Here is a 26,696-nt window from a genome sequence, read left to right on the forward strand (position 1 = left end):
AGAGTCACCATGACACCACTGTTTCGTACCGACGACACGTCGCTGTCCCACGACGAACTGGCAGCACTGACCACCGTGCTCGCCGAGGCCCAAACCTGGCAGGCCACCTCCGCTGCTGAGGCCGGCGCCGGTGCTGCCTACGAAGACAACATGTTCGGCGATGCGTTCGGCCAGCCAACCATCGGCAACGTCACCTACTTCTAGAAAGGACCGCACATATGCATGACTTTCCGTTCCGCAAGGTCCTCGTCGCCAACCGCGGCGAGATCGCGGTCCGTATCATCCGCGCAGCCCGCGACGCAGGCCTTGCCTCCGTGGCGATCTACGCCGACCCCGACAAGGACGCGCCCTACGCCGAAATGGCGGATGAGGCGATTGGGATCGGTGGCGAGACGTCGTCGCAAAGCTATCTGGATATCGACAAAGTGCTCAAGGCTTGCCGCGACAGCGGTGCGGACGCCGTCCACCCCGGCTACGGCTTTTTGGCGGAAAACGCCGAGTTCGCCCGGCGCGTCATTGACGAGGGTCTGACCTGGATCGGACCGCCGCCGCGGGCCATCGACGCGCTTGGCGACAAGGTCACTGCCCGACGCATCGCTGAAGAGGTCGACGCCCCACTGGTGCCGGGCACAAAGGACCCGGTAGACAGCGCGGACGAGGTGCTCGCGTTTGCCGACGAACACGGTCTGCCGGTGGCTATCAAGGCGGCGTACGGTGGTGGCGGCCGCGGTATGAAGGTCGCCCGCACGCGTGGCGAGATCCGCGAGCTGTTCGAGTCCGCCACCCGAGAAGCCAAAGCAGCGTTCGGCCGTGGCGAGTGCTTCGTGGAGCGCTACCTCGACCGCGCCCGCCACGTTGAAGCACAGGTGCTGGCGGATACGCACGGCAACGTCATCGTCGCTGGCACCCGCGACTGCTCCGTGCAGCGCAGGTTCCAAAAGCTCATCGAGGAAGCCCCCGCCCCATATCTCACCGATGAGCAGCGCGAACGCATCCACGAGTCTGCCAAAGCGATTACGAAGCGAGCAGGCTACGTGGGCGTTGGCACCGTGGAATATCTCGTCGGTGCTGACGGGCTGATCTCCTTCCTTGAGGTCAACACCCGCCTCCAGGTCGAGCACCCCGTCACCGAAGAAACCACCGGAGTGGACCTTGTCATCGAGCAGTTCCGCATCGCCGCCGGCGAGCCGCTGCGTTTCGACGCCGATCTGGAGCCCACCGGCCACGCCTTCGAGTTCCGCATCACCGCCGAAGACGCCGGCACCAACTTCATGCCCATGCCCGGCACCGCCACCGCTTACATCGAACCCGCAGGCCCCGGCGTGCGCGTCGACTCCGGCATCCGCGCCGGCTCCACCATCGGCGGCCAGTTCGACTCGATGCTGGCCAAACTCATCGTCCGCGGCGAAACACGCGACCAGGCCATCGCCCGCGCCAAGCGCGCCCTCGCCGAATTCCGGGTCGAAGGCATGCCGACCATCATTCCTTTCCACCAGCGCATGCTTGACGACGACGCCTTCACCGGCGACGCCTCCCAATTCGCCGTATACACCCGCTGGATCGAAGAGGAATGGGACCCGGACGTCGCGCCCTACGAGTCCGACGGCGCTGGCGACGACAGTGACCAGGATGAGGTGCGACGCCGAACCGTCTCCGTCGGGGTCAACGGCCGATCGATCGAGATCACTCTGCCGGAGACGTTGCTTCTCGGCGCCTCTGCTTTGACTCGCCGCGACCGCAAGCGCCGCTCCCGTAGCGGTGGATCGGGAGGCAAGGGTTCCGGCAAGGGCGCAGCCAGCGCAGACACCCTGACCGCACCGATGCAGGGCACCGTGGTGAAGTCCGAAGTTACCGAAGGTGCTCGAGTCGAAGCCGGTGACATCGTGGTCATCCTCGAGGCCATGAAGATGGAAAACCCGGTCAAGGCTCACAAGAGCGGTGTTGTGAAGAACCTCGCGGTGGAGGCCGGCAGCCATGTAGATAAGGGCGCGGCACTCCTCGACATCACCGACGCCGAGTAGCCGCTGGCCTGCGGTTTCATCGACATAACCGGATCTCACCCGGCGCGTCAAAAATTGGGGGTTGACGCGCCGGGCTTTTCGGTTCTATGGTTACCCACATGAGTGGTAAACCCATATACCAACAAATTGCAGATGAGTTACGTGACCTCATCGGCGCTGACACCCTCGCCCCCGGCGACCGGGTGCCGTCCACTAACGAGTTGTCCGCTTATTACTCCGTCAACCCCACCACCTCCGCCAAGGCGCTCACCGAACTGTTCAACGAGGGCCTCCTGGAGAAACGCCGCGGGCTTGGCATGTTCGTCCTGGAGAGTGCGCGTGAGCAGGTGTTACGTACGCGTCGTGATGCATTTGCCCGCGATTTTGTCCAACCGTTTGTCCATGAGGCCAACCAACTCGGCATCACCACCGAGGAGCTGACCGCAATGATTGAAAAGGAGCGCACCCGATGAACCCCGGTTTTTACGCGCTGGTCGGCCCGAACGCCGCCGGCAAAACCCACTACCTGCACACACTCATGGGCCCGCACGCTGCATTGGTGCCGGCTGGTGCGGACGCGAAGTTTGCGGGCACAACCGTGGACGATCACCTGCGCGCAGTCGCAGCGATCTACCCGCACGTGGACCTAGACTTTCCCAACGCCCGCATCAGAGACCTCTCCGTTGGGCAACGCCGCCTCCTCACCATTGAGATTGCCCTGGCCATAGGTAAGGACCTACTGCTTCTCGACGAGCCGTTTGACGGCATCGACACCACCACCCGCAAACAGGTCCGCCAGAGACTGATCGACTACATCGCGGAGAACCCGCAGCGCAGAGTGGTGATGGCATCGCATCGCCCGGAGGACTTCGTGGGTCTCGCCACCCATGTCATCCAAGTGTTTGATCGGGTGGTTTCGCGCCCAGTCCCACTCGACGACGCCCGCCTGTGCTTTCCAACGGTCACCGGCCCCACCGCCGAGATCAAAGACCTTATCGCCCGCTTCCCCGTCGCCGAGACGGCGAGTCTCGGGCCCACGACACGCGCGACGTTCGCCGAACCTATCGGCGAGGCCGATGTCCACTTGCCCATCGAGTACCCGGACGATGCCGAACTCATTGACCTCCTCGCGACGGAAAGGCCCGCACGATGAAACTCTTCCTCAGCCCCTTCAAACCACTGTCCTACCTGGCAACACTGGCTGTTTTGCTGGTCCTAGTCCCGCTGGGCCGTTTCTACCAGGGCGATGGCTCCCTCTGGACCGTCTTCGGAGGCTTCGCACTGACCGTCCTATTCATCCTGGCAGGTGCGCAGTGGAGTGCGTTGAACCAGATCGGCGCAAGCTTTACTACGTGGATGAACTCAGCCACACTCACATCCATCGTGGCGGCAGTGGCGCTGGGCGTCCCCACCGCGGCATCCTCGATCTACAACCAGTTCAAGAGCCCGTACTACCAAGCCTATGACCTGTTCCTCTTCACCAACGGCGCAGACGTGCCCTGGGTGGACACTAACGGCACCCCCTACATCATGGCGAACGCCGGGCAAGACACCTCGTCAATGGCGTGGACGGTGCTGCTCCACATCGCGTTCTTCTTCGTTGCTGCCATCGTGGGGGTTGCGCTCGGCTTGGTCTACGCCTCCTTCGGCGCGGGGCGCGGTCTCATTACCGCATTTGCCACGTTCCTCATCGCGGTCGCGTTGTACTGGGCTACTGAGTCCCATGTAGACGATTGGTACACCGCCGCCGTCGGTGGCGTAAGCGCCGCATGCTTGGTCACACTCGCCGTCAGCGCGGTGGCGTTTCGCAACACGAGGCGCTTCGTGCGCTAGCAGCCACTCCCGCCCCTGCTACTTCTCCAACCATTCGGAGCGCAGCAGCCCATGGCGGGAGCAGGCAGCCTCCCACGCCATCGGGCTGATTTTTACCACCATGCGCCGCTGACATAGCGGACATATACGCGGCGCATCGTATGGCCTGGCCGGGTCAAGCGGCCAGGCGATCTCGCCGGAGAGGACTGCGTCGGCGAGTTCCGTTGAATCCGGGATTTTCATTACCGGATCTTCTTACAGCGACTTGATGGTGTCGTAGAGCACGCCGTGGCCGGAGTTGGCCTTCTCGCCCACCGGGGTAATGCCCAGGTTCACGCCCGGCGTTGCGCCCTCCATCACACGGTCGACGGCGTCGCGGTCCTTCTCCATCGGGCGGCCAAAAGTGGTCAGGTAGTTGCCACCGATAATGGCGTTGGCGCCGCCTTGGAGGCCGGCTTCGGTGCCGTCGTCGCCAAGCGCGAGCTCCGTGCCACCCGCAAAGCGCAACTGGGTCGACGGCATGGCCAGGCGGAATGCGGCGACGGCGCGCAGCGCCTCGCCCTGCGGGACCAGCGGACGGTCCGCGAACGGGGTGCCCGGGCGCGGGTCGAGGAAGTTCATCGGCACCTCGTGCGGCTGGATTTCCGCGAGCTGCACGGCGAATTCGGCGCGCTGCTCGATGGTCTCGCCCAGGCCGATGATGCCGCCGCAGCAGGTTTCCATACCCTCTGCCAGCACGTTTTCCAGGGTGTCCTTGCGCTCTTGCCAGGTGTGGGTGGTCACCACGTTGGGGAAGAAGGACTCTGCGGTTTCGAAGTTGTGGTTGTAGCGGGACACGCCCATCTTGGCCAGCTGGTGCGCTTGGTCGCGGGTGAGGATGCCCAGGGAGGCGGAAATGGAGATGTCCACCTCGTCCTGGATGGCGGTGACGGCTTCGGCGACCTGGTCGAGCAGCTGCTGGGTCGGGCCCTTCACAGCGGCGACGATGCAGAACTCGGACGCGCCCATCTTCTCGGACTGCTTCGCGGCTTCCACCAGCTCGTTGATGTCCAGGGTCACAGAGCGGACCGGGGACTCGAAGAGGCCGGACTGGGAGCAGAAGTGGCAGTCTTCGGGGCAGCCGCCCGTCTTCAGGGAGATGATGCCCTCGAGGGAGACGTCCACGCCGCAGTGCTTGATGCGCACCTGGTGCGCCAGGTCGAGCAGTTCCGGCAGGCGCTCGTCTTCGATGTTGAGGATCTGGACGAGCTCCTCCTTGTTCAGCCCCTCGCCGTTTTCCAGGGCCTTTTCGCGTGCGATTTCAAGGATGTCAGTCATCGCTGCACTCCAATCTTGGTGGTTCACATCACAAGTAGGTGCCAGTGTAGACCGTCCTTGAACGGTGTTCAGCAATTAGCGGTATTCAACCAAAAGCGGCGAGTGGTCGGACCACCGCTGCTCCACCGTGGGCGCCTTATCCACCCAGGTGCGCTCGGCGCGCTCCAGCATGTTCGCGGTGGCCGCCTGCACGTCAATGCGCCAGCCCGCGTCGTTGTTGAAGGCCTGGCCGCGGAACGTCCACCAGGTGTACGGCGCGTCCTCCGGGTGCAGCCTGCGTGCAACGTCGAACCACTTCGGGGAGCCATTCGCTTCACGACGCCCTCCGGCCGCGTACTCCACAGCGCCCGCCCAAACGGCATCAGCCTTCACGTCTAAGTCCTGCGGCTGTTCATCCGGGAAGCAGCCGAATACCGCGTCCATGAACGCGCGCTCGTGCGGCAAAAAGCCCGACTTCTTGCGGTTGGTTTTCCAATTCTTCAGATCCTCGCGGCGGTGGCAGATGTTCCAATCGCCGCCGATGACCATGTCCGGGTACTCGCCCGCCCACTGTTCCAGGAGCGGCTCGAACTCGTCGAGGAAGCGGTACTTCTCGTCCTGCTTCGGGGTGTCGGCAGATCCCGACGGCAGGTACAACGAGCCGACGCGGGTGCCGTCGGAAAGTGTGGCCGCGATAAAGCGTCCGGCATCTTCGAAACTGGGGATGCCGAAGGTGACGTCGTGAAGCGGAGTGCGAGACAGGATGCCCACACCCGCGCGCCCCTTCGCGCCGGGGGTCTCCGCGGGGGCGACGGCGAGATGCCACCCTTCATCGAGCGCGGGCGCTAACGCCGCGCGCGCCTGGTCGACGGTGGCGCGAACCTCCTGCATAAGCACCACATCCGCTGGGGTTTCATCGAGCCAGGCCAGCATGCCCGGGTTGTTTTCGTTGCGGATTTTGGTGGCGGCGCGGATGCCGTTGACGTTGACCGACGCGATTGTGAGACTCATGTGTGATGACCCTAGTAGTCTGGTTGGCTGAAGTCAGACACCTTATACCTAAGGAGCATTATGGCGAAGATCATTTGGACCCGCACCGACGAAGCGCCGCTGCTGGCGACGTACTCCCTCAAGCCGATCGTGGAGGCCTTCGCTTCCCGCGCCGGCATCGACGTGGACACCGCCGACATCTCGCTGGCCGGCCGCATCCTCGCGCAGTTCCCGGACCGCCTCGGCGACAAGAAGGTCGACGACGCGCTCGCGCAGCTCGGTGAGCTGGCGAAGACGCCGGAAGCCAACATCATCAAGCTTCCGAACATCTCCGCTTCCCTGGTGCAGCTAAAGAAGGCCATCGCCGAGCTGCAGGCCGCCGGCTTTGACATCCCGGATTACGAGGACGCGCAGGAGAAGTACGACGCGGTCAAGGGCTCCGCTGTGAACCCGGTGCTGCGCGAGGGCAACTCCGACCGCCGCGCCCCGGAGGCCGTGAAGAACTTCACCAAGAAGCACCCGCACTCCATGGGCGAGTGGTCCTCCGACTCGAAGACCAACGTGGCGACGATGGACTCCGGCGACTTCCGCCACAACGAGAAGTCCGTCATTATGCCGTCCGAAGACACCTTGACCATCAAGCTGGTCAAGGCTGACGGCGGCGAGGAGGTGCTCAAGGACGGCCTCAAGGTGGAAGCCGGCGAGGTCATCGACGGCACCTACATGTCCGCCAAGGCTCTCGACGCCTTCCTGCTGGACGCAGTGAAGCGCGCCAAGGACGAAGGCGTGCTCTTCTCCGCGCACCTGAAGGCCACCATGATGAAGGTCTCCGACCCGATCATCTTCGGCCACGTCGTGCGCGCGTACTTCAAGGACGTCTACGACAAGTACGGCGAGGAGCTGCTCGCAGCCGGCCTGGACGGCGAGAACGGCCTCGGCGCCATCTACGAAGGCCTGTCCGAGCTGGAAAACGGCGAGGAGATCCGCGCCGCCTTCGACAAGGCCCTGCAGGACGGTCCGGCTCTGGCGCAGGTGAACTCCGCCAAGGGCATCACCAACCTGCACGTGCCGTCGGACGTGATCATCGACGCTTCCATGCCGGCGATGATCCGCACCTCCGGCCACATGTGGAACGCCGACGACCAGGAGCAGGACACCCTGGCCGTCATCCCGGATTCCTCCTACGCCGGTGTGTACCAGACCGTGATCGACGACTGCCGCGCAAACGGCGCCTACGACCCGACCACCATGGGCACCGTCCCGAACGTCGGCCTGATGGCCAAGAAGGCTGAGGAGTACGGCTCCCACGACAAGACCTTCAAGGTGCCGGCCGACGGCAAGGTCCAGGTTGTGAACTCCGCCGGCGACGTGCTGATCGAGCACGACGTGGAGTCCGGCGACATCTGGCGCGCATGCCAGACCAAGGACGCCCCGATCCAGGACTGGGTCAAGCTGGCCGTCAACCGCGCACGCCTGTCCGGCATGAAGACCATCTTCTGGCTGGATGAGGAGCGTGCCCACGACCGCAACCTGATCGAGCTGGTGAACAAGTACCTGCAGGATCACGACACCGAGGGTCTGGACATCTCCATCGCCTCCCCGGTCGAGGCCACCAAGACCTCCGTGGAGCGCATCCGCCGCGGCGAAGACACCATCTCTGTGACCGGCAACGTCCTGCGTGACTACAACACGGACCTGTTCCCGATCCTCGAGCTGGGCACCTCCGCGAAGATGCTCTCCGTGGTCCCGCTGATGGCTGGCGGTGGCCTGTTCGAGACCGGTGCCGGCGGCTCCGCCCCGAAGCACGTCCAGCAGGTCCAGGAAGAAAACCACCTGCGTTGGGACTCCCTCGGCGAGTACCTCGCACTGGCTGAGTCCTTCCGCCACGAGAAGAACACGAACGGCAACGAGCGCGCCGGTGTCCTGGCCGCCGCGCTGGACCAGGCCACCGAGAAGCTTCTCGACGAAGGCAAGTCCCCGTCCCGCAAGGTCAACGAGATCGACGACCGCGGCTCCCACTTCTGGCTCTCCCTGTTCTGGGCAGAGGCACTGGCAGCCCAGTCCGACGACGCCGAGCTGGCCGAGGTCTTCGGCCCGATCGCGAAGGACCTGCGCGACAACGCCGATGTGATTGACAAGGAGCTCCTGGACGCCCAGGGCAACGCTGCCGACCTCGGCGGCTACTACTGGCCGGACGAGGAAAAGACCTCCGCGGTCATGCGCCCGTCCGCAACCTTCAACAAGATCATCGACGAACTGGAGAAGTAGCTCGCTGATCTGAGATCGGCCGGTGCCGGGGTTTCGCGCCCCGGCGCCGGCCGGTTTTTGTTGCGCTGTAATTTGCCTGAGCGGCTATCCCGCCTCGGGGTGAAAGGAGTAATCCCCGGTCCAGGGATTGTGGATATGCACTTCGTACCCGATTCCCTGCTCAGCGGCACCGTCAAGGAGCGCCTGCAGCTCCTTCGCATTGAAGTAGCTCTTGCTCAACACGAGCCCAGCCACAATGAGTGCGAGAAACAGCACGAGCGCAATCACGCTCGCGATCGTGGTGCGGTTCATAGTGGGTCCTTTCCAGTGTGGGTGCTCCCCGCAGCGTATCGGCGGGCCACCCTGAACACTAGGAACTTTCGTACTTTCTTTGAATGGCTTGGTCCATTCGACTCGCCCAGGATGCTTACCCGAGGATGCTTACCCCGGTTAAATGCTTACCCGAGGATGCTTATTTCTCGAGTAACGCGAAAGAACCAGCCGGGGGTTCGTCGAGAAGTAAGCACTTGGGAGTAAGCATCTAGGAACGGGTAAGCATCCTGCAGTAAGCATCTAGCCCATCCGCGCCGCCAGCACCTCGGTGCCGGCCAGCGCAGCCCGAACTTCCGCGATGAACACGTGGGGTTGTTCCCGCAGGAGCTTGGATTCGAACCGCAAGATCACGTAGCCCTTGTTGCCAATCCGTTTCTGGCGGCTGAATTCCTTCTTCCACACCTCGCCAGCGTCGTCACGCTCGTATTTGATTTCGCCGTCGATTTCGATGATCAGCCATCCCTGGACCAAAAGGTCGGCAAAGTAGCGCTCGATCCTGGCCTGGGCGACCACCGGCCCGATCCCAGCCTCGATCAACAACCCTCTGGCCAGGGATTCGTACGCCGAATCCGAATTCGGTATGGCGTGCTCCAAACACTTCCGGGCCACACCGATCCCCTTGGCCCGCCCCATTTTCCGGATCTCTTTTTCAATCGCGTCCCTTTCAATGCCGCGGCGCAGCAGATAGTCGGCGGCGATGAGCCCTTCGATGAACCCGTGGTAGCGGGCGATATCGATGAACGTGCGAGTCGGAGTAGTGATGCAGTGTCCTTCGTAGATCAACTGCTCATCGCGACGAAGCTTGGAAAACCGAAACGCGTAGCGCCCACTTTGGGCTCGGCTCTGCGACACACTCCGCGACGGCAGCGCCACTTCCACCGGTTCCTCTCCGCGTGAGATCACCCACATGCCCAGCTTCCGCGCCGCCGACCTCCCCACCAACACGGCGGCGTTGCTCACCATCGCGGCGGCCTCCACGCGCAGCCACTGCCGTTCGTGGTATTTCAGCTCGCCCCACGTCGCAGTCGGAAACCACACAGTCGGTTCCAGCTCCACAAACTCCTCATCAGGGAAGGTGTCGTGCGCGAGCCTTCGCTTATCGACGAGCTCCGCCCTCAACTCCCTTTTCCGTTCTTCCCAACGCCCCAGTTCATGTGCGTCTTCTCGGTCCATCCCCATGGCTCTTAGACGCACGGAACCCCGCCACGGTTCCCTGGCAGGTTTATATTCACGCAAAGCCACAGCCCACAGCACGTATAGACCGCTTGGTACGCAACGACAGACAAAGCGGACTACATTGCACCCCATGACGAACTCGAAGCAGAAGTACGACAACTCCAACGCCAGCGAATGGTCGTTCGGCACCCGCTCCATTCACGCCGGACAGCAGGTGGATCAGGATTACGGCGCGCGCAACCAGCCGATCTACATGACCACCAGCTACGTCTTCGACGACGCCCAGCACGCTGAGAACCGCTTCAACCTCTCGGATGCGGGCCCGATTTACACCCGCCTGACCAACCCGACGCAGTCCGCGCTGGAGGACCGCCTCGCCTCGCTCGAGGGCGGCGTGGCAGCAACGGCGTTCGCCTCCGGCATGGCTGCGGAGACCGCCGCGATTCTCACCCTCGCCCAGGCTGGTGACCACGTGGTCACCTCCCCGCGCCTCTACGGCGGCACCGAGACGCTCTTCCAGCACACGCTGCCGAAGCTGGGCATCGACTTCACCTTCGTGGACAACCCGGACGATCCGGAGAGCTGGCAGGCTGCAGTCAAGCCGAACACAAAGGCGTTCTACGGAGAGACCTTCGGCAACCCGATCGCGGACGTGCTGGACATCCCGGCCATTTCCGAGGTGGCCCACAACAACCAAGTCCCGCTGATCGTGGACAACACCATGGCCACCGCAGCACTCGTCCGCCCGCTGGAGCTGGGCGCGGACATCGTGGTCCTTTCCACCACAAAGTTCTACACCGGCAACGGCGCGGCCATCGGCGGCGCGATTGTGGACGGCGGCTCGTTCGACTGGACCGTCGAGCGCGACGGAGAATCAGTCTTCCCCCTGTTCACCACCCCGGACCCGGCGTACCACGGCCTGAAGTACGCGGACCTCGGCGCGCCCGCCTTCGCGCTGCGCGCCCGCGCCGGCCTGCTGCGTGACACGGGTGCGGCGATTTCCCCGTTCAATGCCTGGGTGGCGCTGCAGGGGATCGATACGTTGGCGTTGCGCGTCGAAAAGCATAATGCGAACGCAAAGAAGGTCGCCGAGTTCCTCGCAGCCCACGACAAGGTGGCCAAGGTCAACTACGCGGGCCTGGAGGGCTCGCCGTACAAGGCCACGCAGGAGAAGCTGGGGCTGAAGTACACCGGTTCGGTGCTGTCCTTCGACATCGCGGGTGACCAGAACGACAAAACCGCGGCCTGGAAGTTCATCGACGCGCTGAAGCTGCACTCCAACCTGGCCAACATCGGCGACGTGCGCTCGCTGGTGGTCCACCCGGCATCCACGACGCACTCGCAGTCCGACGCCGAGGGCCTCGCGCGCGCCGGCATCACCCAGGCCACGGTGCGCCTGTCAGTGGGCATCGAGGACGTCGAGGACATCATCGCGGACCTCGAGCGCGGCTTCGCGGCGGTGTAAATGCTGGCTGCGGAAGGCGAGCTGGCAACCGTCGCTATCGGCGACGTCCACACCGAGGCAGGCGCGGTGATCGAGGATGCGCACATTGCCTATCGACGGTGGGGCGTCCCCCGTGGCGACCTTGCCGGCAAGAACAACATCCTGCTGATCGAGCATGCACTCACCGGCGACTCCGACGCCGCCGACTGGTGGTGCGAGGCCATCGGCCCCGGCAAGGCGCTGGACACCGACGAGTGGTGCGTGATCTGCACGAACGCGCTGGGGTCCTGCTACGGCTCCACCGGGCCTGCCAGCGAACACCCGGACGGTGGTGTCTGGGGCTCGCGCTTCCCGGCGATCAACATGCGCGACATGGTGCACGCCGAACACGCCTTTTTGGAAGCGCTCGGCATCGGCCGTGTCCACGCGATCATCGGCGGTTCCATGGGCGGCGCGCGCACCCTGGAGTGGACGCTGCTCTATCCCGAGACCGTGGACTACGCGCTGGTCCTCGCGGTTTCCGCACGCGCGAGTGCCTGGCAGATTGGTATCCAGACCGCCCAGATCACCTCCATCACCCAGGACCCCGACTGGCACGGCGGCGACTACCACGGCACCGGTTCCGCGCCGAACGCCGGCCTGGCCGCCGCGCGGCGCATCGCGCACCTGACCTACCGCGGCGAACTGGAAATCGACGAGCGCTTCGGCACCGCCGCCCAGTCGGGCGAGAACCCGCTCGGGCAGTTCCGTGCGGACGGCGAGCGCTTCGCCGTGCAGTCCTACCTGGAGCACCAGGGCAAAAAACTCACCGAGCGTTTCGACGCCGCCAGCTACGTCACCCTCACCGAAGCCTTAAACCGCCACGACGTGGGCCGCGACCGCGGCGGGCTGAACAAGGCACTGGCGTCGTCGACGGTGCCGACCATGATCGTGGGCGTGGACACCGACATTTTGTACCCCTACCACCAGCAGGAACACCTCTCACGAAACCTGGGCAACCTGCTCGCCATGGCGAAGTTGTCCTCCCCCGTCGGCCACGACGCCTTCTTGGTGGAGGCCCGCCAGATGGACCGGATCCTGCGCAACTTCATTTCGCTGACGCACGAAACCCCGTCCGCGCGCGAGGTCGCAGCGGAGCGCGGCGCCTACGACATCTAGAGGTCGTTGATCTGCACTTCGGTGCCGTCCGCGGTGGCCAGGTAGGCCCTACCCATGCCGACCCAGCCGGCAAACGGGGCGTCGGAAAGCGTGATGCGCTCGTGCACATGTCCGAGCAGCCACGCGCCGTACCCGCAGGCGGCAAGCTCGTCGCGGGTGCACGGCAGGCAGGGGTTGTTGGAGTACTCCCCTGTCACCGAGGTGTGCAACAGCCCCAGGTTCGGCGCGTCTTCGATTGGCGCGGGGAACTTTGCGACGAGCTCACGCGGGTCCCGGTCCACCTCCACCGCGGCGGTGTGCAGCGCCCACCCACCCGCTCGGATGGTCTGGGGCTCTTGCCTTGCGACGATCACGCCACCCGGAATAATTCCAGTGAGGTCGTGGTGCACGTCGTGGTTACCAGCGACGAACACGACGTTGTCGAACAGCTCGAGCCCGCGGTCGAAAAACCTGGTGACCTCGCCGTATGTAGCGTCGGTGAAACGCTTGCGGTCGATGACGTCGCCGAGCATGACCAAATGCCGCGCCCCCGCCTCCGCGCCGCGTCCGAGGGTGTCCAGGGCCCAGTCGATGCCCGGGCCGGTCTTCTTGTCGCCGTGTTGCTTGCGGCCGAGGTGGATGTCGGCGACAACGAGGATGGGGGCGGCTGCGAAGACGGGGTCGGCTGCGTGGTTGGGCATGGTACAAGGATATCCGTTGATCCTTCAGTCGCAATTTTGTACGAATCAACGACGCCGAAAGCTGACCTGGGCGTTTGCAAGCCCAAAAACGGCCAAATGGTCGATTCGTACAAAATCTTGTCCGCGGGCTAGACGTCGCCCAGGAAAATCTGGGTGTGGCACAGGTCGAAGATGTCCACGTCCGCGGTTTCCCCGTACACCATCGGGTACAGCTTCTCCCGGTTCGGCAGGCGCGTCTGCTCGTACTCTTCGGGTGACTGGTGGTCCAACACCACCACGAAGCGGCGTCCGGGCAGCGTGTTCAGCCCGTCCTCAAGTTCCATCGCAAATTCATCGTTGCTGGCATCGGTCCAGCCGCGGGGAATGAGGTCCGTGATGTCGCGCGGCAGCCAGTGCCCAATCGTGCGGGCCAGCTCAATTGCCGCGTCGACCCGCATTTCCTCGTTGAGTTGCGCCGCGGCGCGGGCCAGGTCCCGGGGCACTTCAAACGTGCCGTCGAAGTTGCTCATCACCGATAGCGAGTACGCGTACATGTCCAACAGGTTGCGGCGGTACACCCCGTCCTCGTCGAAGCGCGGGGAGTACACCAGGTTGTCCAGCTGCTTCGCGTAGGCGAGTTCGGTGTAGTACTCCACCGGGGTGTAGCCGCAGGTGACGCTGCAGAATTCCTCGGCGGCCTCGCCAAGCTCTTTCAGCAGCGGAAACGCCTCGTTGTCCGTGTGGACGATATAGGTCAAGCGCATGCCGTCGACGTAAATAGAGGTGGCAAGACGGGACCTGATCGTCCCGTCCGGGTACATCGGCACCGGGTAGACAGTGCGGCCCACAGCGTTATAGGTATCCACCTCGTCCGCTTCCAGAATGTTCACGCTCACCGCCTCGTGGTCCGGGGTGAGCGTGGCGGCGAAGCTTTCTGGCGTCTGCAAATCGTCCACAACCACGACTTGGTCTGTGGGGCTGTGGCTTAGCAGCCGCGCTGGCAGCCACGTCTCTAAGCAATCGTGAAAATCCTCGAGTTCATCCATGAGGAAGTTGCCCGCCGCCTGTTCGCACTTCCTGGCCTGGTAGTAGGCGTTGGTGAAGCGCGGGTCCCACTCCTTGAGTACCTCGAGATTGTCGGCGGCTTCCGCGAAGTAGCGGCGCGCCTGCGACGGGGTGGCGTCCACAGAATTGCGTGCGAGGTCCAGCAGCTGGTGGGTGTTGGCCAACACGAGGTAGGCGTCCAAGGACTCGGTGCGCCACGGCTCCACCGGCGTGTATTCGGACGCGACTGCCGTCAGCGTTGCCGAAAGCTCCCGGGCGAATTCAACCTGCTGTGGCGACGGGGCGTCGTAAAAAAGCGACTGCACCATCACGGTCACCTCAACCTCGGCGCCGGGGACGTCGGTGGTGAGCGCGAAGTAACTCGGGCGGGAATCTGTCATGCGGGACCTCCTGGGGAAACGACAGCTTTAACCCTACGAACCTCGCCGACACGCAGTGCCCAGTTACCGAACGGACGTGCTACTTCTGCCCTGCCACCAGCGGATCAGCACCAGCACGACGGTGGAGGTGCCCACGCCGATCAGCGTCATCGCCATGGCTTCGGCGCGGTGCCCCTGCTCAAACTGGTTCATAATCCACGGCGCGAGCAGGTTGATGCGCGTCGGCCGGATCAGGGAGGACATGACCAGCTCACGGATGCCCACGAAGAACGCGAGCAGCCAGCCGGCGAAGATGCCGGGCGCGAGCATGGGCAGGGTGACGCGGGTAAACGTCTGCCAGGACGTCGCGCCGGCGACGGCGGAGGCCTCCGAGAGCGTCGGCGACATGGCGGCTGCGGAGGTCTTAATGTTCTGCACCGCCATGGGCACGAACAGCACCGTAAACGCCATGACCAGGATCAGCTGCGAGCCGTAGGGGGTAAACGGCAGCTTCGGCGAGTTCCACAGCAGGATGAAGCCGATGGCCAGCACGATGCCGGGCACGGTGTCCGGGGCGACGGCCAAGAAGTCCGAGAAGCGCGCGGGCCAGCGGCGGCTGCGCATGGTAAACACTGTCACCGCCAGCGCCAGGATCACGGCGGTGGTCGCGCCGATGGCCCCAAGCGCGATGGAGCGCGTCAGCGCCTCCTGGCCGGACGGCATGCTCAGCACGATCTGGAAATAGTCGAATGTGAGGTTGTCCGGTGTCGGCGGCTTGGAGCGCAGGATGGTCATCGCCGCCAGAATGATGGAAATGTACGGGATGAACACGCTCAAGGTGAACACGATCGCGGTGTACATCCAGGCAAGAGCCATCATGCTTCTCGACGGCCGAAGGTTGACCGCGCGCGAGACCCTGCCACCGGAGGCGAGCACCCCGCGGCCGGCCCACTGCTGCACCGCCCACGCCATCACGCCGAGGGTAAACAGCACGCTCGAGGACGCGGCCGCTTTGGAGAAGTTCAGCGGGTCGATGGTCACGTCCTGGTAGATCGAGGAGACGAGCACCTCGTAGCCGATCGCGTTGCCGAGGGTGACCGGGGTGCCGAACTCGCCGGCGGCCTTGATAAAGACGATCAGCGCGCCGAGCGAATAGGGCCCGACAACTGCGGGGACGACCACGCGGCTGAACTGCTGCCACCGGCTGGCACCCGCCACCTGCGCCATCTCCAGCTGCGAGGCGGGGATGGACGCGAACGCGTTGCGCAGGATCAGGTAGAGGAACGGGAACAGCTCGGCGGCCATGATGAAGCCCATGCCCCACACTGAGTTGATGGCGGACCGGACGGCGTCGCCAAGCGTGGGCCCCAAAAGCATGTCTGCCACGCCGCGCAGGCGGGTGAAGTCCATCCACGCCATTGCCGCGGCGAACGGCGGGGTCATAAACGGCACCATGACCAGCACTTCCACCCACCCGGCGCGCCGCATGGGCGTCCAAGAGCGGAAGAATGCCAGCGGTGCCGCGAAAAGGGTGGCGAAAAAGACGACGAGGACCGAAAGCCAGACCGTGTTGCGGATGACCCGCAGCATCTCCGGTCGCAGCAGGCTATCCAGGGCGGAGTCTTCGCCCCGGTAGCCGGTTACGGCTGTGATCAGGACGGACACCAGCGGTGCCGCGACCAGGACCAGCAGGATGAGCAGTACCGGATAGACCCCGGGGTTGGCTTTCGTCTTCGTCGTCATTGGTGCCTGTTACTTCAGGTAGCGGTCAGCGAACTGCTCGCGGACGTTCTTGGACTCCTCGGAGATGGCGACCCAGTCGTCAGAGATCTGGCTGATCTCCGCCAGCTTCGGGCCGTTCTTCGGGTCCACGTTCTTGTTGGACGGGATCATGTTCTTCGACGCGGAGATCTGCTGCGCCTCCTCAGAGAACATGAAGTCCACGAAAGCCTTGGCGGCGTCCATGTTGTCGGAGGACTTCATGATCATTACCGGGCGCGGGGTCACGGTGGTGCCGGAGGACGGGATGACAACCTCCAGCGGCTCGCCCTTGCCCTTGGCGGAGTAGGCGGAGTAGTCCACGCCGCCGAAGACGATGCCCTTGGAACCGGAGGTGACCTGGTCCAGCGCCGGGCCGTTGGCGCCCTGGACGATCATGCCGTTGTCGAAGAGCTTGTCAAACAGCTCCCAGGTCTTGTCTTCGCCCCACTCGGCGATCATGGCGGTGAGCAGGTCGGCGGCGGTGCCGGACTCGCGCGGGTCCGGCATGATCACCTGGTCGGCGTACTTCGGGTCTGCCAGGTCCTCCCAGTCGGAGGGGATGTCGGAGACAACATCGGTGTTGGCCACCAGGGCCAGCGCGGAGCCGTCGCGGCCGTGGAAGGTGTCGTCGGCGGCGTTCCAGTCAGCGTTGGCGTCCTCGATGTTCTCCGGCTCGTAGGGCTCCAGGGCACCGGTCTGAGCCTGCTTGTTCGCGGCGTTCCAGGACGCCAGGTAGACCACGTCCGCCTGCGGGTTCGCTTCCTCGGCCTTGATCTTGGCGGTGACCTCGCCGGTGGTGCCGGCGAACACGTTGACGGTCACGCCGGTGCGGTCCTGGAAGGCCTCGACCAGCGCGTCGGTCAGGCCCTGCGGGTTTGCCGAGTAGTAGTCGATGGAGCCGGACAGGCCCTCCGGGGCCTTCCACTCGTCGGCGGAGACGGTCTCGTTGTTCGCGCCGGTGGACTCGGCGTTGTCGCTGGACTCGACGGAGCCGCAGGCTACCAGGCCGAACGCGGCGGATGCGCCCGCAAGGGCGGCGATGATCTTCTTCATGTTGGGAAACTCCTAAATAGAAGGAAACGGGATTAGGAACGCGGGGTGACCGTCAGCAACACGTCGTCGCCGCGGCCCAAGCGGTGCCTGGTGTAGGCCAGCCAGGGCTCGGGCGCACCCGGTACGACGCTGCGGATTTCGTAGCGCCCGCCGGTGTACTGGCTCTCCACCACCTCGCCGACAATGGAGTTCGCCGGAAGTGCATCCGGTCGCTTTCCATGCAGCGGGGTGACCTCCAGGTCCTCCGGCCGGTTCGACGGGAGGGTCTCGTGGGTGTTGGTCACGCCGACGAAACCGGCGACGAAGTCGTCCGCGGGGTGGTCGTAGAGCTCCACCGGGTCCGCGAACTGCACGACGTTGCCGGCGTGCATCACCGCAACGCGGTCCGACATGGCCAGCGCCTCAGACTGGTCGTGGGTGACGTAAATGACGGTGAGGTTGAGCTCGTAGGCCAGGCGGGTCAGTTCCGAGCGGATCTGGGTGCGCAGGGCTGCGTCGAGGGCGGACAGGGGCTCGTCCATAAGCAAAAGCTCCGGGTCGGAGACGAGCGCACGCGCAATCGCGACGCGCTGCTGTTGGCCGCCGGAGAGCTCGTTGGGGCGCTGCTCCGCCTTCGCGCCGATGCCCACCATGTCCATCGCGCGGGCGACGCGCTGTTCGCGCTCGGCCTTGGCCACCTTCTGCTTGCCGGTGGTCAGCGGGAACTCGACGTTTTTGGCCACCGTCATGTGCGGCCACAGTGCGAGGTCCTGGAACACCATGGAGAGGTTGCGCTTGTTTACCGGCACGTTGGTGCCGGAGCCGAAGACCTCGCGGCCGGCGAACTCGATCACGCCCGCGTCCGGGGTTTCCAGCCCGGCGATGCAGCGCAGCAGGGTGGACTTGCCGCAGCCGGAGGGGCCGAGGACAGAGACGAACTCGCCTGCCGCGATGTCCAGGGAGGTCTCGTGGAGCCCGGTGCCGTCCGCAAACTCACGACGGACTCCCCTCAAGGAGACTTGAGCCGTATCGTTTGCAGTTTTTTCAGCACCGTTTCCAAAATTCACCCGTGGCACGTTAGAGGCGCAAGGTTGCCGCCTGCCGACGTCAAGCCGACGCTCAGGTGAATTCGCGGTGAAAGTTTGGTGGCGCTACGACCCGAGCGAGTCCACCGACCAGGACAGCCACAGCATGGCCGCGCCGAGGACGGTGGTAAACAGCGCGTCGAAGCGCCTCGAGCGCACCGCCACCAGGCCGATCACCTTCGAATCGCAGGTCAGGCGCATCACGGTCAGCCACAGCATGGCCGCGCCGAGCGTGAACGTGGCGCGGCGCCAGTGCTCCGTGGCGGCGTAGACGCCGGAGAGCACGAACCCCACCACAAACAGCACGCCCATCGCGCGCTGCACCGCCACCGGCAGCGGTGAGGCGGCCGCGCCGCGGTCGTGGGGGTTGTCCAGCGTGAGTCCGTCGGGAAGCTCAGTGTTCAACCGGTCGCCCAGCCGGTCGCTCCCCGGCAGCTGGATCCTGCTGCTTGCCAAACCAGCGCCCTAGCTGGCGTCCTGGCCGATGCCGGCCTGGCGTTCTGCGTTTTCCACGATGTTGCGCACCAAAAACGTGCGCGTCATCGGGCCCACACCACCCGGGTTCGGGGAAACCCAGCCGGCCTTCTCCCACACCTCCGGGTGCAGGTCACCGACGGTTTTGCCGTCGACGCGGGAGACGCCGACGTCGAGAAGCGCGGCGCCTTCCTTGATCATGTCCGCGGTGATCATGTGCGGCTTGCCGGCGGCGGCGATGATCACGTCCGCGCGGCGGGTCTCCGCGGCGAGGTCCTTGGTGCCGGTGTGGCACAGCACGGTGGTGGCGTTGACGTCGCGGGCGGTGAGCATCAGCGAAATCGGGCGGCCCACCGTCACGCCGCGGCCGATCACGCACACGATCGCGCCGTTCAGATCCACGCCGAAGCGCTCCAGCAGCTTGATGGAGCCGTTCGGGGTGCAGGGCAGCGGCGCGGGCTCGTTGAGCACCAGCTTGCCCAGGTTCACCGGGTGCAGGCCGTCGGCGTCCTTCGCCGGGTCAATCAGCTCCAGAATGCGGTTTTCATCCAGGTGCTTCGGCAGCGGCAGCTGCACGATGTAGCCGGTGACGGCCGGGTCGTGGTTCAGCTCGCCGATAAGCTTCTCCAGCTCCTCCTGGGTGCAGTCGCCCGGCAGCTCCTTCATAATGGACGCAATCCCCAGCTCTTCGCAGTCCTTGTGCTTCATGCGCACATAGTTCTGGCTGGCGGGGTCCTCCCCCACCAGCACCGTGGCCAGGCCCGGGGTCACGCCGTGCTCAGCTTTGAGACGAGCCACACGCTCCTTCAAATCCGCGAAAATCTCCTCGCGGTAGAGTTTTCCGTCCAGTTTGATCGCAGTCACGGCCCCAATCCTAGACTGTCAGGCGTGCTCCACCTGATCTACGACAACCCGGCCATCGGCGGCAACGCCGGCGCCGCCATCCGCCTCGCCGCCAACACTGGGGCGCAGCTGCATTTTGTCGAGCCGCTCGGCTTTAACTTCGACGACAAGCACTTAAAACGCGCGGGCCTGGACTACCACGACCTGGCGGATGTGATCATCCACCCGGACATCGACGCCTGCTTCGACTCCATCCCGGATTCCCGTATCTTCGCGTTCACCGCGCACACCGAGCACCACTTCCACGAGGTGTCCTACCAGGACGGCGACGCGCTGCTGTTCGGCAACGAGGCCAACGGCATCCCGGAAGCACACCTGGCCCACCCGCGGATCACGCGCGAGGTGCGCATCCCGATGCTGCCGGCGCGGCGCAGCATGAACCTGACCAACTCCGCGTCAGTCGCCGTCTACGAGGCGTGGCGCCAGCTCGGCTTCGTCGGCGGTATCTGACAAGGGGTCCGTGACCTGCATCGGTGGGAGCTTGCGGGCCCGCAGCTTATCGACGATTTCACGTGCCTGCGCCTCCCCCACATCGCGCAAGGAGACACTGAACGGGCCGGGCACCATGTCGAGGTCGACGTTGGCCAAGCCGAGGGCACGCTGCAGCGGGCCCTGCTCGAACGCCAGCTCTTGGATGTGGGGCGTTTCCACCATCTGGTACCAGCGGCCCAGCCGGCCGGCCGTCGTAGCGACGGCGCCGTCGCGGATGGTGACGGTCTGGCGTTTCCAATCGATCGGCGAGACCCACCGTGCGCTGCGCGGCGAGCGGTAATCGGCTGCGGATAGGTCCGTCAGCTCGTCGCCGGTCATCGGCCCGATGGCGTCCACCATCGCCTTCGCCTGCTCCCACGTGCCCACCGGCAGAAGCTTCGAGGTGCCGGTCTGCTTGTTGCGCTCCGAGCCGTAGCCGGCCACCACCACGGAGACGGTCCACCAGCCGAACATGCGCCAGAACATCGGCTGGCGCAGCTGCACCGCGTGAATGCGGGAGCGCGGCACCGCCTGGCGGCGGCGGTTGGCCAGCCCGTACGTGAGGTGGAACATCTCCCCTTCCTTGGTGCAGGTGAACCGCCAGGACTGGTCGATGGTGCGCCAGATCCTTGGCAAGAAACCCACCAGCACCGGGATGATCGCCGCGGCGGTCAGGTCCGTCCAAATCGGCACGAACGCCCACGCGATGGTGAACAGCGTGGACATCTGGAACGCGGTGCCGATGAGCGACCTGCGGATGGGGATTGGAGGAACGAGGTTCGGGCCGGAGGCGTCGATAGGCAACTGCTTCTGCGGTCCCCCGATGCGGCGCAGCAACTGGGCGCGCACCTCCTCCGCTTCATCGCGCGGCAGGTAAGTGATGTCAATAGCGGATTGGGCGTTACCGGCGGCCTCGATGCGCACCGACGCGAGGCCGAAGAGCCGCGGCGCGAAAGACTCGATGACGTCGACGGCCTGGATGCGGTCGAAACGCGCGGAGCGAACCTGGTTGGTGAGCACGCCACGGCGCACCTCCACCTCCTCCTCGCCGATTTTGAAGCCGCTGCGGCGCCACCAAATCTGGGAGACCGCGAAGATCACCGCGAGCGCCGCGACGGCCCCCGCCGCCGCCCACGCGATCTCGCGCACGCCGACGTTTTCGCGCTGCGCCCAGTGGTAGATGGGCATGGTGAAGTTGAACAGCGCAATCGTGGCCAGTGCCAGCACGAACGCCCAAACGCGAAGGAGTGGCGTGAGGCGGTGGATGCGGCGGTAGCCCTCCATGCCGGGGGTGGTGTGCTCGGTGTGCTCAGTGTGCTCAGTGCTCACAGGCCGCTCATCCGCTCGCGGGCTTTGACGGCCAGACGGTCGCGCAGCGCGTCGGCATCCTCGGCGATGAGGCCCGGAAGATCCGAATCCGACGAGCTGGACGCCGTGTGCACCTTCAGCTCCTTCAGGCCGAGGGAGCGGGAAATCGGCCCGGACTCCACATCCACGAACTGGATGCGCCCGTACGGAATCACCGTGATGGTGTGGAACATCTTGCCCTTGCTCAACACCAGCTCATTGTCCGTTTCCAGCCAGCCCATGTTGCGCACCTGGAACGGGATAAGGAAGAACCGCCAGATAAAAAAGACGCCGAAAATACCCAGCGGGATGAGAAAACCCCAGCCCCACTCGCGGTAGCAGAGGTAGAGCCCGCCGCAGACAATGAGCGCCCAGATGGCGTTGCTGACCAACTGCGGCCACATCAGCTTCGGGGAGACCTTGTGCATCGTCTCCACCGAGGTGGGCAAAGGCTGCAGGGGCGCGTCTGACATGGCGCTCACGCTACCAGCCCGGGGTGGTGGGGCTTACCCGGCGTAGATGCTTACCCCAGGATGCTTACTCGGTGTAGATGCTTACCCCAGGATGCTTATCCATCGAGTACGGCGGCTGGCATCACCCTGGATCTCTCGAGAAGTAAGCGTTTAGAAGTAAGCATCCTCGGGCGGTAAGCATCCTGGGGTAAGCATCCACAGCCAACACCCGGCGCACCCGCCCCGGTCACGCGCCCATCACCGGAAGTCCCGGGACCCGCGGGAGAGCAGCTCCCCCATCGCCAGCGGCTCAAGCCGGTCCGCCACCACGGACACCGCCCCGGAGGCGTTCTGCACAATCCCGCGCACGACCAGTGCTTTGGCGGTGCGCGCCAACACCCGCTGCTTGTTCCACAGCCCGACGGAGATGACCACGTTGATCAGCCCGGTCTCGTCTTCCATGCCTAAAAAGGTCACCCCGCCTGCGGTGGCCGGGTGCTGGCGGTGCGTGATCACGCCGGCCACGCGCACGCGGGTGCCGTCCTCCACCCCGTGCAACAGGTCAGCAGCCGGCACCACACCCTGCGCCGACAACGCCGAACGCACCATCTCCACCGGCATGACCCCCGGTGTGACACCGGTGGCCGCAACGTCGGCGGCCATCAGCTCAAACGGGTTCATGCCGGGCAACGACGGCGCCACCACCGACGACAACCCCGGCAGCATGCCCTCGCGCTCCGTGGCGGCCACGCCCGCCTGCCACAGCGCCTGCCTGCGCGTGGCCCCGAAGCAGTCCAGCGCCCCCGCCCGGGCCAGCGCCTCGACGTGCTCCACGGACAGGTCGGCCCGGCGCGCCAGGTCCGCGATCCCGTCGAAAGGCGCGGCCTCCTCGATCCGGTCCGCCGCGTCCACGCCTAAGCCCCGCACCAGGTTCAACCCCACCCGGATGGTGGAGGAATCCACGCACGACGCCTCGCGCCCGGAGTTGTTCACGCACACCGGCAGCACCTCCACCCCGTGGCGGCGCGCGTCCTGGATCAGCGACTGCGGGGAGTAAAACCCCATCGGCTGCGCGCGCAGCAGCCCCACGCAGAACTCCGCCGGGTAGTGCCGCTTAAACCAGGCGGAGAAGTACACCAGCGAGGCGAACGACTGCGAGTGCGACTCCGGGAACCCGTAGGCGGCGAAGGCCACGATCTTCTGCCACAGCCGCTCGGCGACCTCGGAGCCAATCTCGTTGGTGTGCCAGCACCCCTCGAAAAACCGCGACTTCAACGCCGCCATTTTCTCAGGCGAACGCTTCGACCCCATGGCCCGCCGCAGCGCATCCGCCTCGCGGCCGGAAAAGCCTGCCGCATCCACGCAGATCTGCATGAGCTGCTCCTGAAACAACGGGATGCCCAGCGTCTTGCCCAGGGCGCGCTCGAGCACCGGGTGGTCGTACTCCACCGGCTCCAACCCGTCGCGCCTTCTTAGATACGGGTGCACCGAGCCGCCCTGGATCGGGCCCGGCCGAATCAGGGCCACCTCCACCACCAGGTCGAAAAACTGCCGCGGCTTCAGCCGGGGCAGGGTGCCCATCTGCGCGCGCGATTCCACCTGGAACACGCCGACGGCATCGGCGCGGCAGAGCATGTCGTACACGGAGGCGTCGTCAAGCGGAAGCTCCCACAGGTGCACCGTGCGGCCCGTGGTCTCCTCCACCAGGTCCACCATGTGGTGCAGCGCCTCCAGCATGCCCAGGCCGAGCAGGTCGAACTTGACCAGGCCGGCCGACGCGCAGTCGTCCTTGTCCCACTGCACCACCGAGCGGCCCTCCATGCGCGCCCACTCCACGGGCACCACGTCCGCGATCGGACGGTCGCAGATCACCATGCCGCCGGAGTGGATGCCCAGGTGGCGCGGTTGCCCTTTCAATTGCGCCGCAAGCTTCTCGACGGCCTCCGGCACCTCCGTCATCCCCTTCGCCCAACTATCGGCCGCGCCTTGCGCAAACCCCAGCGCACGCGCGGCGTCGCGCACCGCGCCCTTGGTGCGGTAGGTGATCACGTTGGCCACCTGCGCCGCGTTGTCGCGCCCGTAGGTGTCGTAGACGTGCTGGATCACCTCTTCGCGCCGGCCCGACTCGATGTCTAAGTCAATGTCGGGCGGGCCGTCGCGGTCCGGGGATAAGAAACGCTCGAACAGCAGGCCCGCCTCGATCGGCTCCACATTGGTGATGCCCAGCGCGAAACACACCGCCGAGTTCGCCGCACTCCCGCGCCCCTGGCACATGATGTTCTGCTTCGCGCAGAAATCCACCAGGTTGTACACGATGAGGAAGTAGCCGGGAAAGTTCAGCTCCTCGATCACCTCCAGCTCGTAGCGGATTTGGGCCATTGCTTTTCGACGCACCTCCGGCCCCCGCGCCGCATAGCGAAACTGCGCACTCGCCAGCGTGAGATTTCGCAGGTGGTCCATCTCGCTGCGGCCGTCCGGCGTGGGGTAGCGCGGCAGCTCCGGCGCGACCAGGTCGAGCGTGAACGCGCAGCGTTTCGCCAACTCAACGCTGAAAGCCAATTTCGACTCGCAACCCGGGTACATGCGTTGGAGCTGGTCGCCGGAGCGCAGCCAGTTCGCCCCCATCGGGTGCAGGTCCCCGTGCGCCTGGGCGAGCGACTCGCGTCTGGCCAGCGCCCGCTTCGCCTGCGCCAGCCTGGCATGGTCGCGTGTGGCCGCGGCGGGCAGCGCCGTGACGATGGCGGGGAGTTTGCCCGCGTGTTCATCCAGCGCCGCGTGGCGGTCCGTGTCCTCGGGCGTCATGGACACCTCGTACTCCAGCACGACATTGTCCGCGCCGAACACGTCGACCAGGTGGTCGATTTCCTCCGCCCACCGCCAGCCGGCGAGCACGACGCAGGTGCCGTCTAGCTGGTCACCGATGAGCTCAAGCGGCGGGTAGGCCACCTTGTCTTTCTCGCGGGTGGCCATGTGCGCGGCCGCCATCAGGTGCGACAGGCGCTTGTAGCCTTCCGGCCCGCGGGCGAGCACGGGCAGAACCCGGTCGCCGAGTGTCAGCTCCGCCCCGAAGACGGTGTCCACCCCGGCCGCGGCGGCCGCCTCCGCGAACTTCACCGCGCCGTAAAACCCGTCCCGATCCAACAGCCCCACCGCGCTCATCCCCAGCTCAACGGCCCGGGCCACCAAATCCTCCGGTTCGCTTGCCCCGCCGAGGAAGCTATACGAGCTGACGGTGTGCAGTTCGGCGAACGGTGTCGTCGATAGGCATCGCTCGCGCGATGGAGACGTCGGCTCCGCCTTGCCGTACGCGGCGCCTGCGGGCGTGCCGGTGTGCCCGACCGGCACCGGCTCCGGGCCCGGGCGGCCGGAGAGGATGCGCTCAAGCCGCGACCACGACAGCGGCGCTCCCCCGTTGAACCTCATGCCGGGAACGCTACCACTGTTCGAAACTGTGTGCTAGTCCGCGGGACGTCGCCACCGTCACCGCCGTTCGGGCCCTGGATCCAGCTAGTTGCACCTCATTTTTCGCCCCCAGGGGCCGGATAGCTGGGTCTTACTAGCTGGATCCGCAAAAAGGGCCGCAAAAAAGGGCCGCACAACCGCCGCGAAAACCACGCAACCCACACCCCTGGACAGACAGCTCGGTTAAGAAATTCGACCAGAAATAGACTAAGCGGTACATAGGGTGCTAGATTCTGACCCGTCATAGATTCCCAACCCAAGGAGACCCCAATGCGTATCAAGCGCACCCTCGCAACCGTTGCCGCGGCTGCCCTGGCCACCACCGGCTTGGTCGCCTGCTCCAACGAGTCCGACAACGCCGCCGGCACCACCGCAGCCGACGGTGACAACACCACCGTCAAGATCGGCACCACCGAGGCCGACCAGGAAGCATGGCGCGTGTTCAAGGACCTGGCCGCCGACAACGGCATCACCCTGGACATCGTCTCCTTCTCCGACTACTCCCCGGTCAACGAGGCGCTCGCGCAGGGCGAGCTGGACGTGAACAAGTTCCAGCACATCAAGTACCTCGCCGAGTACAACAAGGCATCCAGCAACGACCTGCGCGTTGTCGGCTCCACCGAGATCGTGCCGCTGGCGCTGTTCTGGAAGGACCACGAGTCCATCGACGGCATCGAGGGCGAGTCCGTCGCCATCCCGAACGACCCGTCCAACCAGGGCCGCGCCATCAACGTGCTGGTCCAGGCTGGCCTGCTCACCCTGAGCGACAGCGTCGCGGACGAGCTCGCCCCGACCCCGGCCGACATCGACAAGGACGCCTCCAAGGTCACCGTCACTCCGGTGGACGCATCCCAGACCCCGTCCGCCTACAACGAGGGCAAGCCGGCCATCATCAACAACACCTGGCTGGAACGCGCCGGCATCGAGCCGGGCCTGGCCATCTTCCAGGACGACCCGGAGTCCAAGGAGGCCGAGCCGTACATCAACGTCTTCGCGGCCCAGGCAGATGACATCGACGACGAGACCCTGAACAAGCTGGTTGAGCTGTGGCAGACCCCGGAGGTCGCCGAGGCCGCGGCCAAGGACTCCAAGGGCACCTCCGTGCCGGTCTACCGCGATCAGGCTGAGCTCAACGAGATTCTGGACCGTCTCCAGAACTAGTAAGTCTCC

General features: G+C 65.2%; 25 protein-coding genes. 10 read left to right on the forward strand and 15 right to left on the reverse strand.

From position 1 onward, the window contains the following. The first annotated feature begins 9 nt into the window (after positions 1-9). The 5 genes from NUW87_RS02015 to NUW87_RS02035 all read left to right on the forward strand — a co-directional run bounded on the left by NUW87_RS02015 (position 10) and on the right by NUW87_RS02035 (position 3,833). Positions 10-204: a hypothetical protein gene (locus tag NUW87_RS02015; protein ID WP_168684811.1), complete on the forward strand. Its 195-nt coding sequence runs from the start codon at positions 10-12 to the stop codon at positions 202-204. A 14-nt stretch (positions 205-218) separates the two neighbouring features. After that, positions 219-2,021, forward strand: coding sequence for an acetyl/propionyl/methylcrotonyl-CoA carboxylase subunit alpha (locus tag NUW87_RS02020; protein ID WP_269027046.1), 1,803 nt, complete (start codon positions 219-221; stop codon positions 2,019-2,021). A 98-nt stretch (positions 2,022-2,119) separates the two neighbouring features. Next, entirely contained in the window at positions 2,120-2,473 is a 354-nt protein-coding gene (locus NUW87_RS02025) for a GntR family transcriptional regulator (RefSeq protein WP_269027047.1), read from the forward strand. After that, on the forward strand, positions 2,470-3,153 hold the full coding sequence (locus NUW87_RS02030) for a hypothetical protein (RefSeq protein ID WP_269027048.1): 684 nt from the start codon (positions 2,470-2,472) through the stop codon (positions 3,151-3,153). Before NUW87_RS02025 ends, NUW87_RS02030 begins: the two co-directional genes overlap by 4 nt. Beyond that, entirely contained in the window at positions 3,150-3,833 is a 684-nt protein-coding gene (locus NUW87_RS02035; RefSeq protein WP_269027049.1) for a hypothetical protein, read from the forward strand. Before NUW87_RS02030 ends, NUW87_RS02035 begins: the two co-directional genes overlap by 4 nt. Before the next feature lie 18 nt (positions 3,834-3,851). Here the strand turns inward: NUW87_RS02035 and bsaP are convergent, their stop codons facing one another. From bsaP to NUW87_RS02050, 3 genes are all read right to left on the reverse strand, one after another. Then, positions 3,852-4,055 carry a biotin synthase auxiliary protein BsaP gene (gene bsaP / locus NUW87_RS02040; RefSeq protein WP_070570538.1) on the reverse strand — a complete coding sequence of 68 codons (204 nt, stop codon included), beginning with the start codon at positions 4,053-4,055 and terminating at the stop codon, positions 3,852-3,854. A gap of 12 nt (positions 4,056-4,067) precedes the next feature. Continuing rightward, a complete protein-coding gene (gene bioB / locus NUW87_RS02045) occupies positions 4,068-5,129 on the reverse strand; it encodes a biotin synthase BioB (RefSeq protein ID WP_194560817.1) in 1,062 nt (353 codons plus the stop codon). 75 nt (positions 5,130-5,204) lie between these two features. Further along, positions 5,205-6,119 carry an exodeoxyribonuclease III gene (locus NUW87_RS02050; protein WP_269027050.1) on the reverse strand — a complete coding sequence of 305 codons (915 nt, stop codon included), beginning with the start codon at positions 6,117-6,119 and terminating at the stop codon, positions 5,205-5,207. A 60-nt stretch (positions 6,120-6,179) separates the two neighbouring features. Here NUW87_RS02050 and NUW87_RS02055 point away from each other — a divergent pair, with 60 nt between their 5' ends. After that, positions 6,180-8,366, forward strand: a complete 2,187-nt coding sequence (locus tag NUW87_RS02055) for an NADP-dependent isocitrate dehydrogenase (RefSeq protein WP_269027051.1) — start codon at positions 6,180-6,182, stop codon at positions 8,364-8,366. A gap of 84 nt (positions 8,367-8,450) precedes the next feature. Here NUW87_RS02055 and NUW87_RS02060 read toward each other — a convergent pair whose 3' ends face one another. Both NUW87_RS02060 and NUW87_RS02065 read right to left on the reverse strand, forming a co-directional pair. Continuing rightward, positions 8,451-8,657: a hypothetical protein gene (locus tag NUW87_RS02060; RefSeq protein WP_269027052.1), complete on the reverse strand. Its 207-nt coding sequence runs from the start codon at positions 8,655-8,657 to the stop codon at positions 8,451-8,453. 261 nt (positions 8,658-8,918) lie between these two features. Next, positions 8,919-9,797 carry a DUF559 domain-containing protein gene (locus NUW87_RS02065; RefSeq protein ID WP_269027053.1) on the reverse strand — a complete coding sequence of 293 codons (879 nt, stop codon included), beginning with the start codon at positions 9,795-9,797 and terminating at the stop codon, positions 8,919-8,921. Positions 9,798-9,984: 187 nt separating this feature from the next. On the opposite strand from NUW87_RS02065, the gene NUW87_RS02070 reads away from it, so the two are divergent. Both NUW87_RS02070 and metX read left to right on the forward strand, forming a co-directional pair. Further along, positions 9,985-11,319: an O-acetylhomoserine/O-acetylserine sulfhydrylase gene (locus tag NUW87_RS02070; protein ID WP_269027054.1), complete on the forward strand. Its 1,335-nt coding sequence runs from the start codon at positions 9,985-9,987 to the stop codon at positions 11,317-11,319. After that, complete coding sequence (gene metX, locus NUW87_RS02075) at positions 11,320-12,456, forward strand: homoserine O-acetyltransferase MetX (protein WP_269027055.1); 1,137 nt, start codon at positions 11,320-11,322, stop codon at positions 12,454-12,456. It abuts the gene before it with no gap. On the opposite strand, the gene NUW87_RS02080 is transcribed toward metX, so the two are convergent. The 7 genes from NUW87_RS02080 to NUW87_RS02110 form a co-directional block, all read right to left on the reverse strand. Continuing rightward, positions 12,453-13,136 carry a metallophosphoesterase family protein gene (locus NUW87_RS02080; RefSeq protein WP_269027056.1) on the reverse strand — a complete coding sequence of 228 codons (684 nt, stop codon included), beginning with the start codon at positions 13,134-13,136 and terminating at the stop codon, positions 12,453-12,455. The genes metX and NUW87_RS02080 overlap by 4 nt on opposite strands. Positions 13,137-13,264: 128 nt before the next feature. Then, the gene (locus NUW87_RS02085; protein WP_239219845.1) at positions 13,265-14,560 is read right to left on the reverse strand and encodes a hypothetical protein; all 1,296 of its coding nucleotides are present in this window, start codon (positions 14,558-14,560) and stop codon (positions 13,265-13,267) included. Positions 14,561-14,623: 63 nt separating this feature from the next. Beyond that, complete coding sequence (locus NUW87_RS02090; protein WP_269027057.1) at positions 14,624-16,282, reverse strand: ABC transporter permease; 1,659 nt, start codon at positions 16,280-16,282, stop codon at positions 14,624-14,626. Positions 16,283-16,291: 9 nt separating this feature from the next. Continuing rightward, positions 16,292-17,353 carry an ABC transporter substrate-binding protein gene (locus tag NUW87_RS02095; RefSeq protein ID WP_269027058.1) on the reverse strand — a complete coding sequence of 354 codons (1,062 nt, stop codon included), beginning with the start codon at positions 17,351-17,353 and terminating at the stop codon, positions 16,292-16,294. A gap of 32 nt (positions 17,354-17,385) precedes the next feature. Further along, entirely contained in the window at positions 17,386-18,345 is a 960-nt protein-coding gene (locus NUW87_RS02100; RefSeq protein WP_269027059.1) for an ABC transporter ATP-binding protein, read from the reverse strand. A gap of 138 nt (positions 18,346-18,483) precedes the next feature. Next, positions 18,484-18,822 (reverse strand): DUF3017 domain-containing protein, encoded by a 339-nt coding sequence (locus NUW87_RS02105; protein ID WP_269027230.1) that lies wholly within the window; start codon positions 18,820-18,822, stop codon positions 18,484-18,486. A 60-nt stretch (positions 18,823-18,882) separates the two neighbouring features. Further along, on the reverse strand, positions 18,883-19,755 hold the full coding sequence (locus NUW87_RS02110) for a bifunctional methylenetetrahydrofolate dehydrogenase/methenyltetrahydrofolate cyclohydrolase (protein WP_269027060.1): 873 nt from the start codon (positions 19,753-19,755) through the stop codon (positions 18,883-18,885). Positions 19,756-19,770: 15 nt separating this feature from the next. Between NUW87_RS02110 and NUW87_RS02115 the strand changes: the two genes are divergently transcribed. Beyond that, positions 19,771-20,244, forward strand: a complete 474-nt coding sequence (locus NUW87_RS02115; RefSeq protein WP_194560942.1) for a tRNA (cytidine(34)-2'-O)-methyltransferase — start codon at positions 19,771-19,773, stop codon at positions 20,242-20,244. Here the strand turns inward: NUW87_RS02115 and NUW87_RS02120 are convergent. The 3 genes from NUW87_RS02120 to NUW87_RS02130 all read right to left on the reverse strand — a co-directional run bounded on the left by NUW87_RS02120 (position 20,191) and on the right by NUW87_RS02130 (position 25,487). Further along, the gene (locus tag NUW87_RS02120; RefSeq protein ID WP_239219835.1) at positions 20,191-21,594 is read right to left on the reverse strand and encodes a PH domain-containing protein; all 1,404 of its coding nucleotides are present in this window, start codon (positions 21,592-21,594) and stop codon (positions 20,191-20,193) included. The two genes, NUW87_RS02115 and NUW87_RS02120, sit on opposite strands and share 54 nt — an antisense overlap. Further along, on the reverse strand, positions 21,591-22,085 hold the full coding sequence (locus tag NUW87_RS02125; protein WP_269027061.1) for a PH domain-containing protein: 495 nt from the start codon (positions 22,083-22,085) through the stop codon (positions 21,591-21,593). The genes NUW87_RS02120 and NUW87_RS02125 overlap by 4 nt, the downstream gene beginning before the upstream one ends. Positions 22,086-22,322: 237 nt before the next feature. Next, positions 22,323-25,487: an error-prone DNA polymerase gene (locus tag NUW87_RS02130; RefSeq protein WP_269027062.1), complete on the reverse strand. Its 3,165-nt coding sequence runs from the start codon at positions 25,485-25,487 to the stop codon at positions 22,323-22,325. A 309-nt stretch (positions 25,488-25,796) separates the two neighbouring features. On the opposite strand from NUW87_RS02130, the gene NUW87_RS02135 reads away from it, so the two are divergent. Then, the gene (locus NUW87_RS02135) at positions 25,797-26,687 is read left to right on the forward strand and encodes a MetQ/NlpA family ABC transporter substrate-binding protein (protein ID WP_269027063.1); all 891 of its coding nucleotides are present in this window, start codon (positions 25,797-25,799) and stop codon (positions 26,685-26,687) included. The last annotated feature ends 9 nt before the right edge of the window (positions 26,688-26,696 follow it).

It is taken from the genome of Corynebacterium pilbarense (genome assembly GCF_026930265.1).
GTDB lineage: Bacteria > Actinomycetota > Actinomycetes > Mycobacteriales > Mycobacteriaceae > Corynebacterium > Corynebacterium pilbarense.

Excerpts from the sequence above, each read along its gene's own strand:
- bioB (WP_194560817.1), bottom strand. The coding sequence starts at position 5,129 with ATGACTGACATCCTTGAAATCGCACGCGAAAAGGCCCTGGAAAACGGC.
- NUW87_RS02055 (WP_269027051.1), top strand. The coding sequence starts at position 6,180 with ATGGCGAAGATCATTTGGACCCGCACCGACGAAGCGCCGCTGCTGGCG.
- NUW87_RS02025 (WP_269027047.1), top strand. The coding sequence starts at position 2,120 with ATGAGTGGTAAACCCATATACCAACAAATTGCAGATGAGTTACGTGAC.
- metX (WP_269027055.1), top strand. The coding sequence starts at position 11,320 with ATGCTGGCTGCGGAAGGCGAGCTGGCAACCGTCGCTATCGGCGACGTC.
- NUW87_RS02015 (WP_168684811.1), top strand. The coding sequence starts at position 10 with ATGACACCACTGTTTCGTACCGACGACACGTCGCTGTCCCACGACGAA.
- NUW87_RS02050 (WP_269027050.1), bottom strand. The coding sequence starts at position 6,119 with ATGAGTCTCACAATCGCGTCGGTCAACGTCAACGGCATCCGCGCCGCC.
- bsaP (WP_070570538.1), bottom strand. The coding sequence starts at position 4,055 with ATGAAAATCCCGGATTCAACGGAACTCGCCGACGCAGTCCTCTCCGGC.
- NUW87_RS02020 (WP_269027046.1), top strand. The coding sequence starts at position 219 with ATGCATGACTTTCCGTTCCGCAAGGTCCTCGTCGCCAACCGCGGCGAG.
- NUW87_RS02135 (WP_269027063.1), top strand. The coding sequence starts at position 25,797 with ATGCGTATCAAGCGCACCCTCGCAACCGTTGCCGCGGCTGCCCTGGCC.
- NUW87_RS02125 (WP_269027061.1), bottom strand. The coding sequence starts at position 22,085 with ATGTCAGACGCGCCCCTGCAGCCTTTGCCCACCTCGGTGGAGACGATG.
- NUW87_RS02130 (WP_269027062.1), bottom strand. The coding sequence starts at position 25,487 with ATGAGGTTCAACGGGGGAGCGCCGCTGTCGTGGTCGCGGCTTGAGCGC.
- NUW87_RS02085 (WP_239219845.1), bottom strand. The coding sequence starts at position 14,560 with ATGACAGATTCCCGCCCGAGTTACTTCGCGCTCACCACCGACGTCCCC.
- NUW87_RS02035 (WP_269027049.1), top strand. The coding sequence starts at position 3,150 with ATGAAACTCTTCCTCAGCCCCTTCAAACCACTGTCCTACCTGGCAACA.
- NUW87_RS02095 (WP_269027058.1), bottom strand. The coding sequence starts at position 17,353 with ATGAAGAAGATCATCGCCGCCCTTGCGGGCGCATCCGCCGCGTTCGGC.
- NUW87_RS02030 (WP_269027048.1), top strand. The coding sequence starts at position 2,470 with ATGAACCCCGGTTTTTACGCGCTGGTCGGCCCGAACGCCGCCGGCAAA.
- NUW87_RS02090 (WP_269027057.1), bottom strand. The coding sequence starts at position 16,282 with ATGACGACGAAGACGAAAGCCAACCCCGGGGTCTATCCGGTACTGCTC.
- NUW87_RS02060 (WP_269027052.1), bottom strand. The coding sequence starts at position 8,657 with ATGAACCGCACCACGATCGCGAGCGTGATTGCGCTCGTGCTGTTTCTC.
- NUW87_RS02080 (WP_269027056.1), bottom strand. The coding sequence starts at position 13,136 with ATGCCCAACCACGCAGCCGACCCCGTCTTCGCAGCCGCCCCCATCCTC.
- NUW87_RS02070 (WP_269027054.1), top strand. The coding sequence starts at position 9,985 with ATGACGAACTCGAAGCAGAAGTACGACAACTCCAACGCCAGCGAATGG.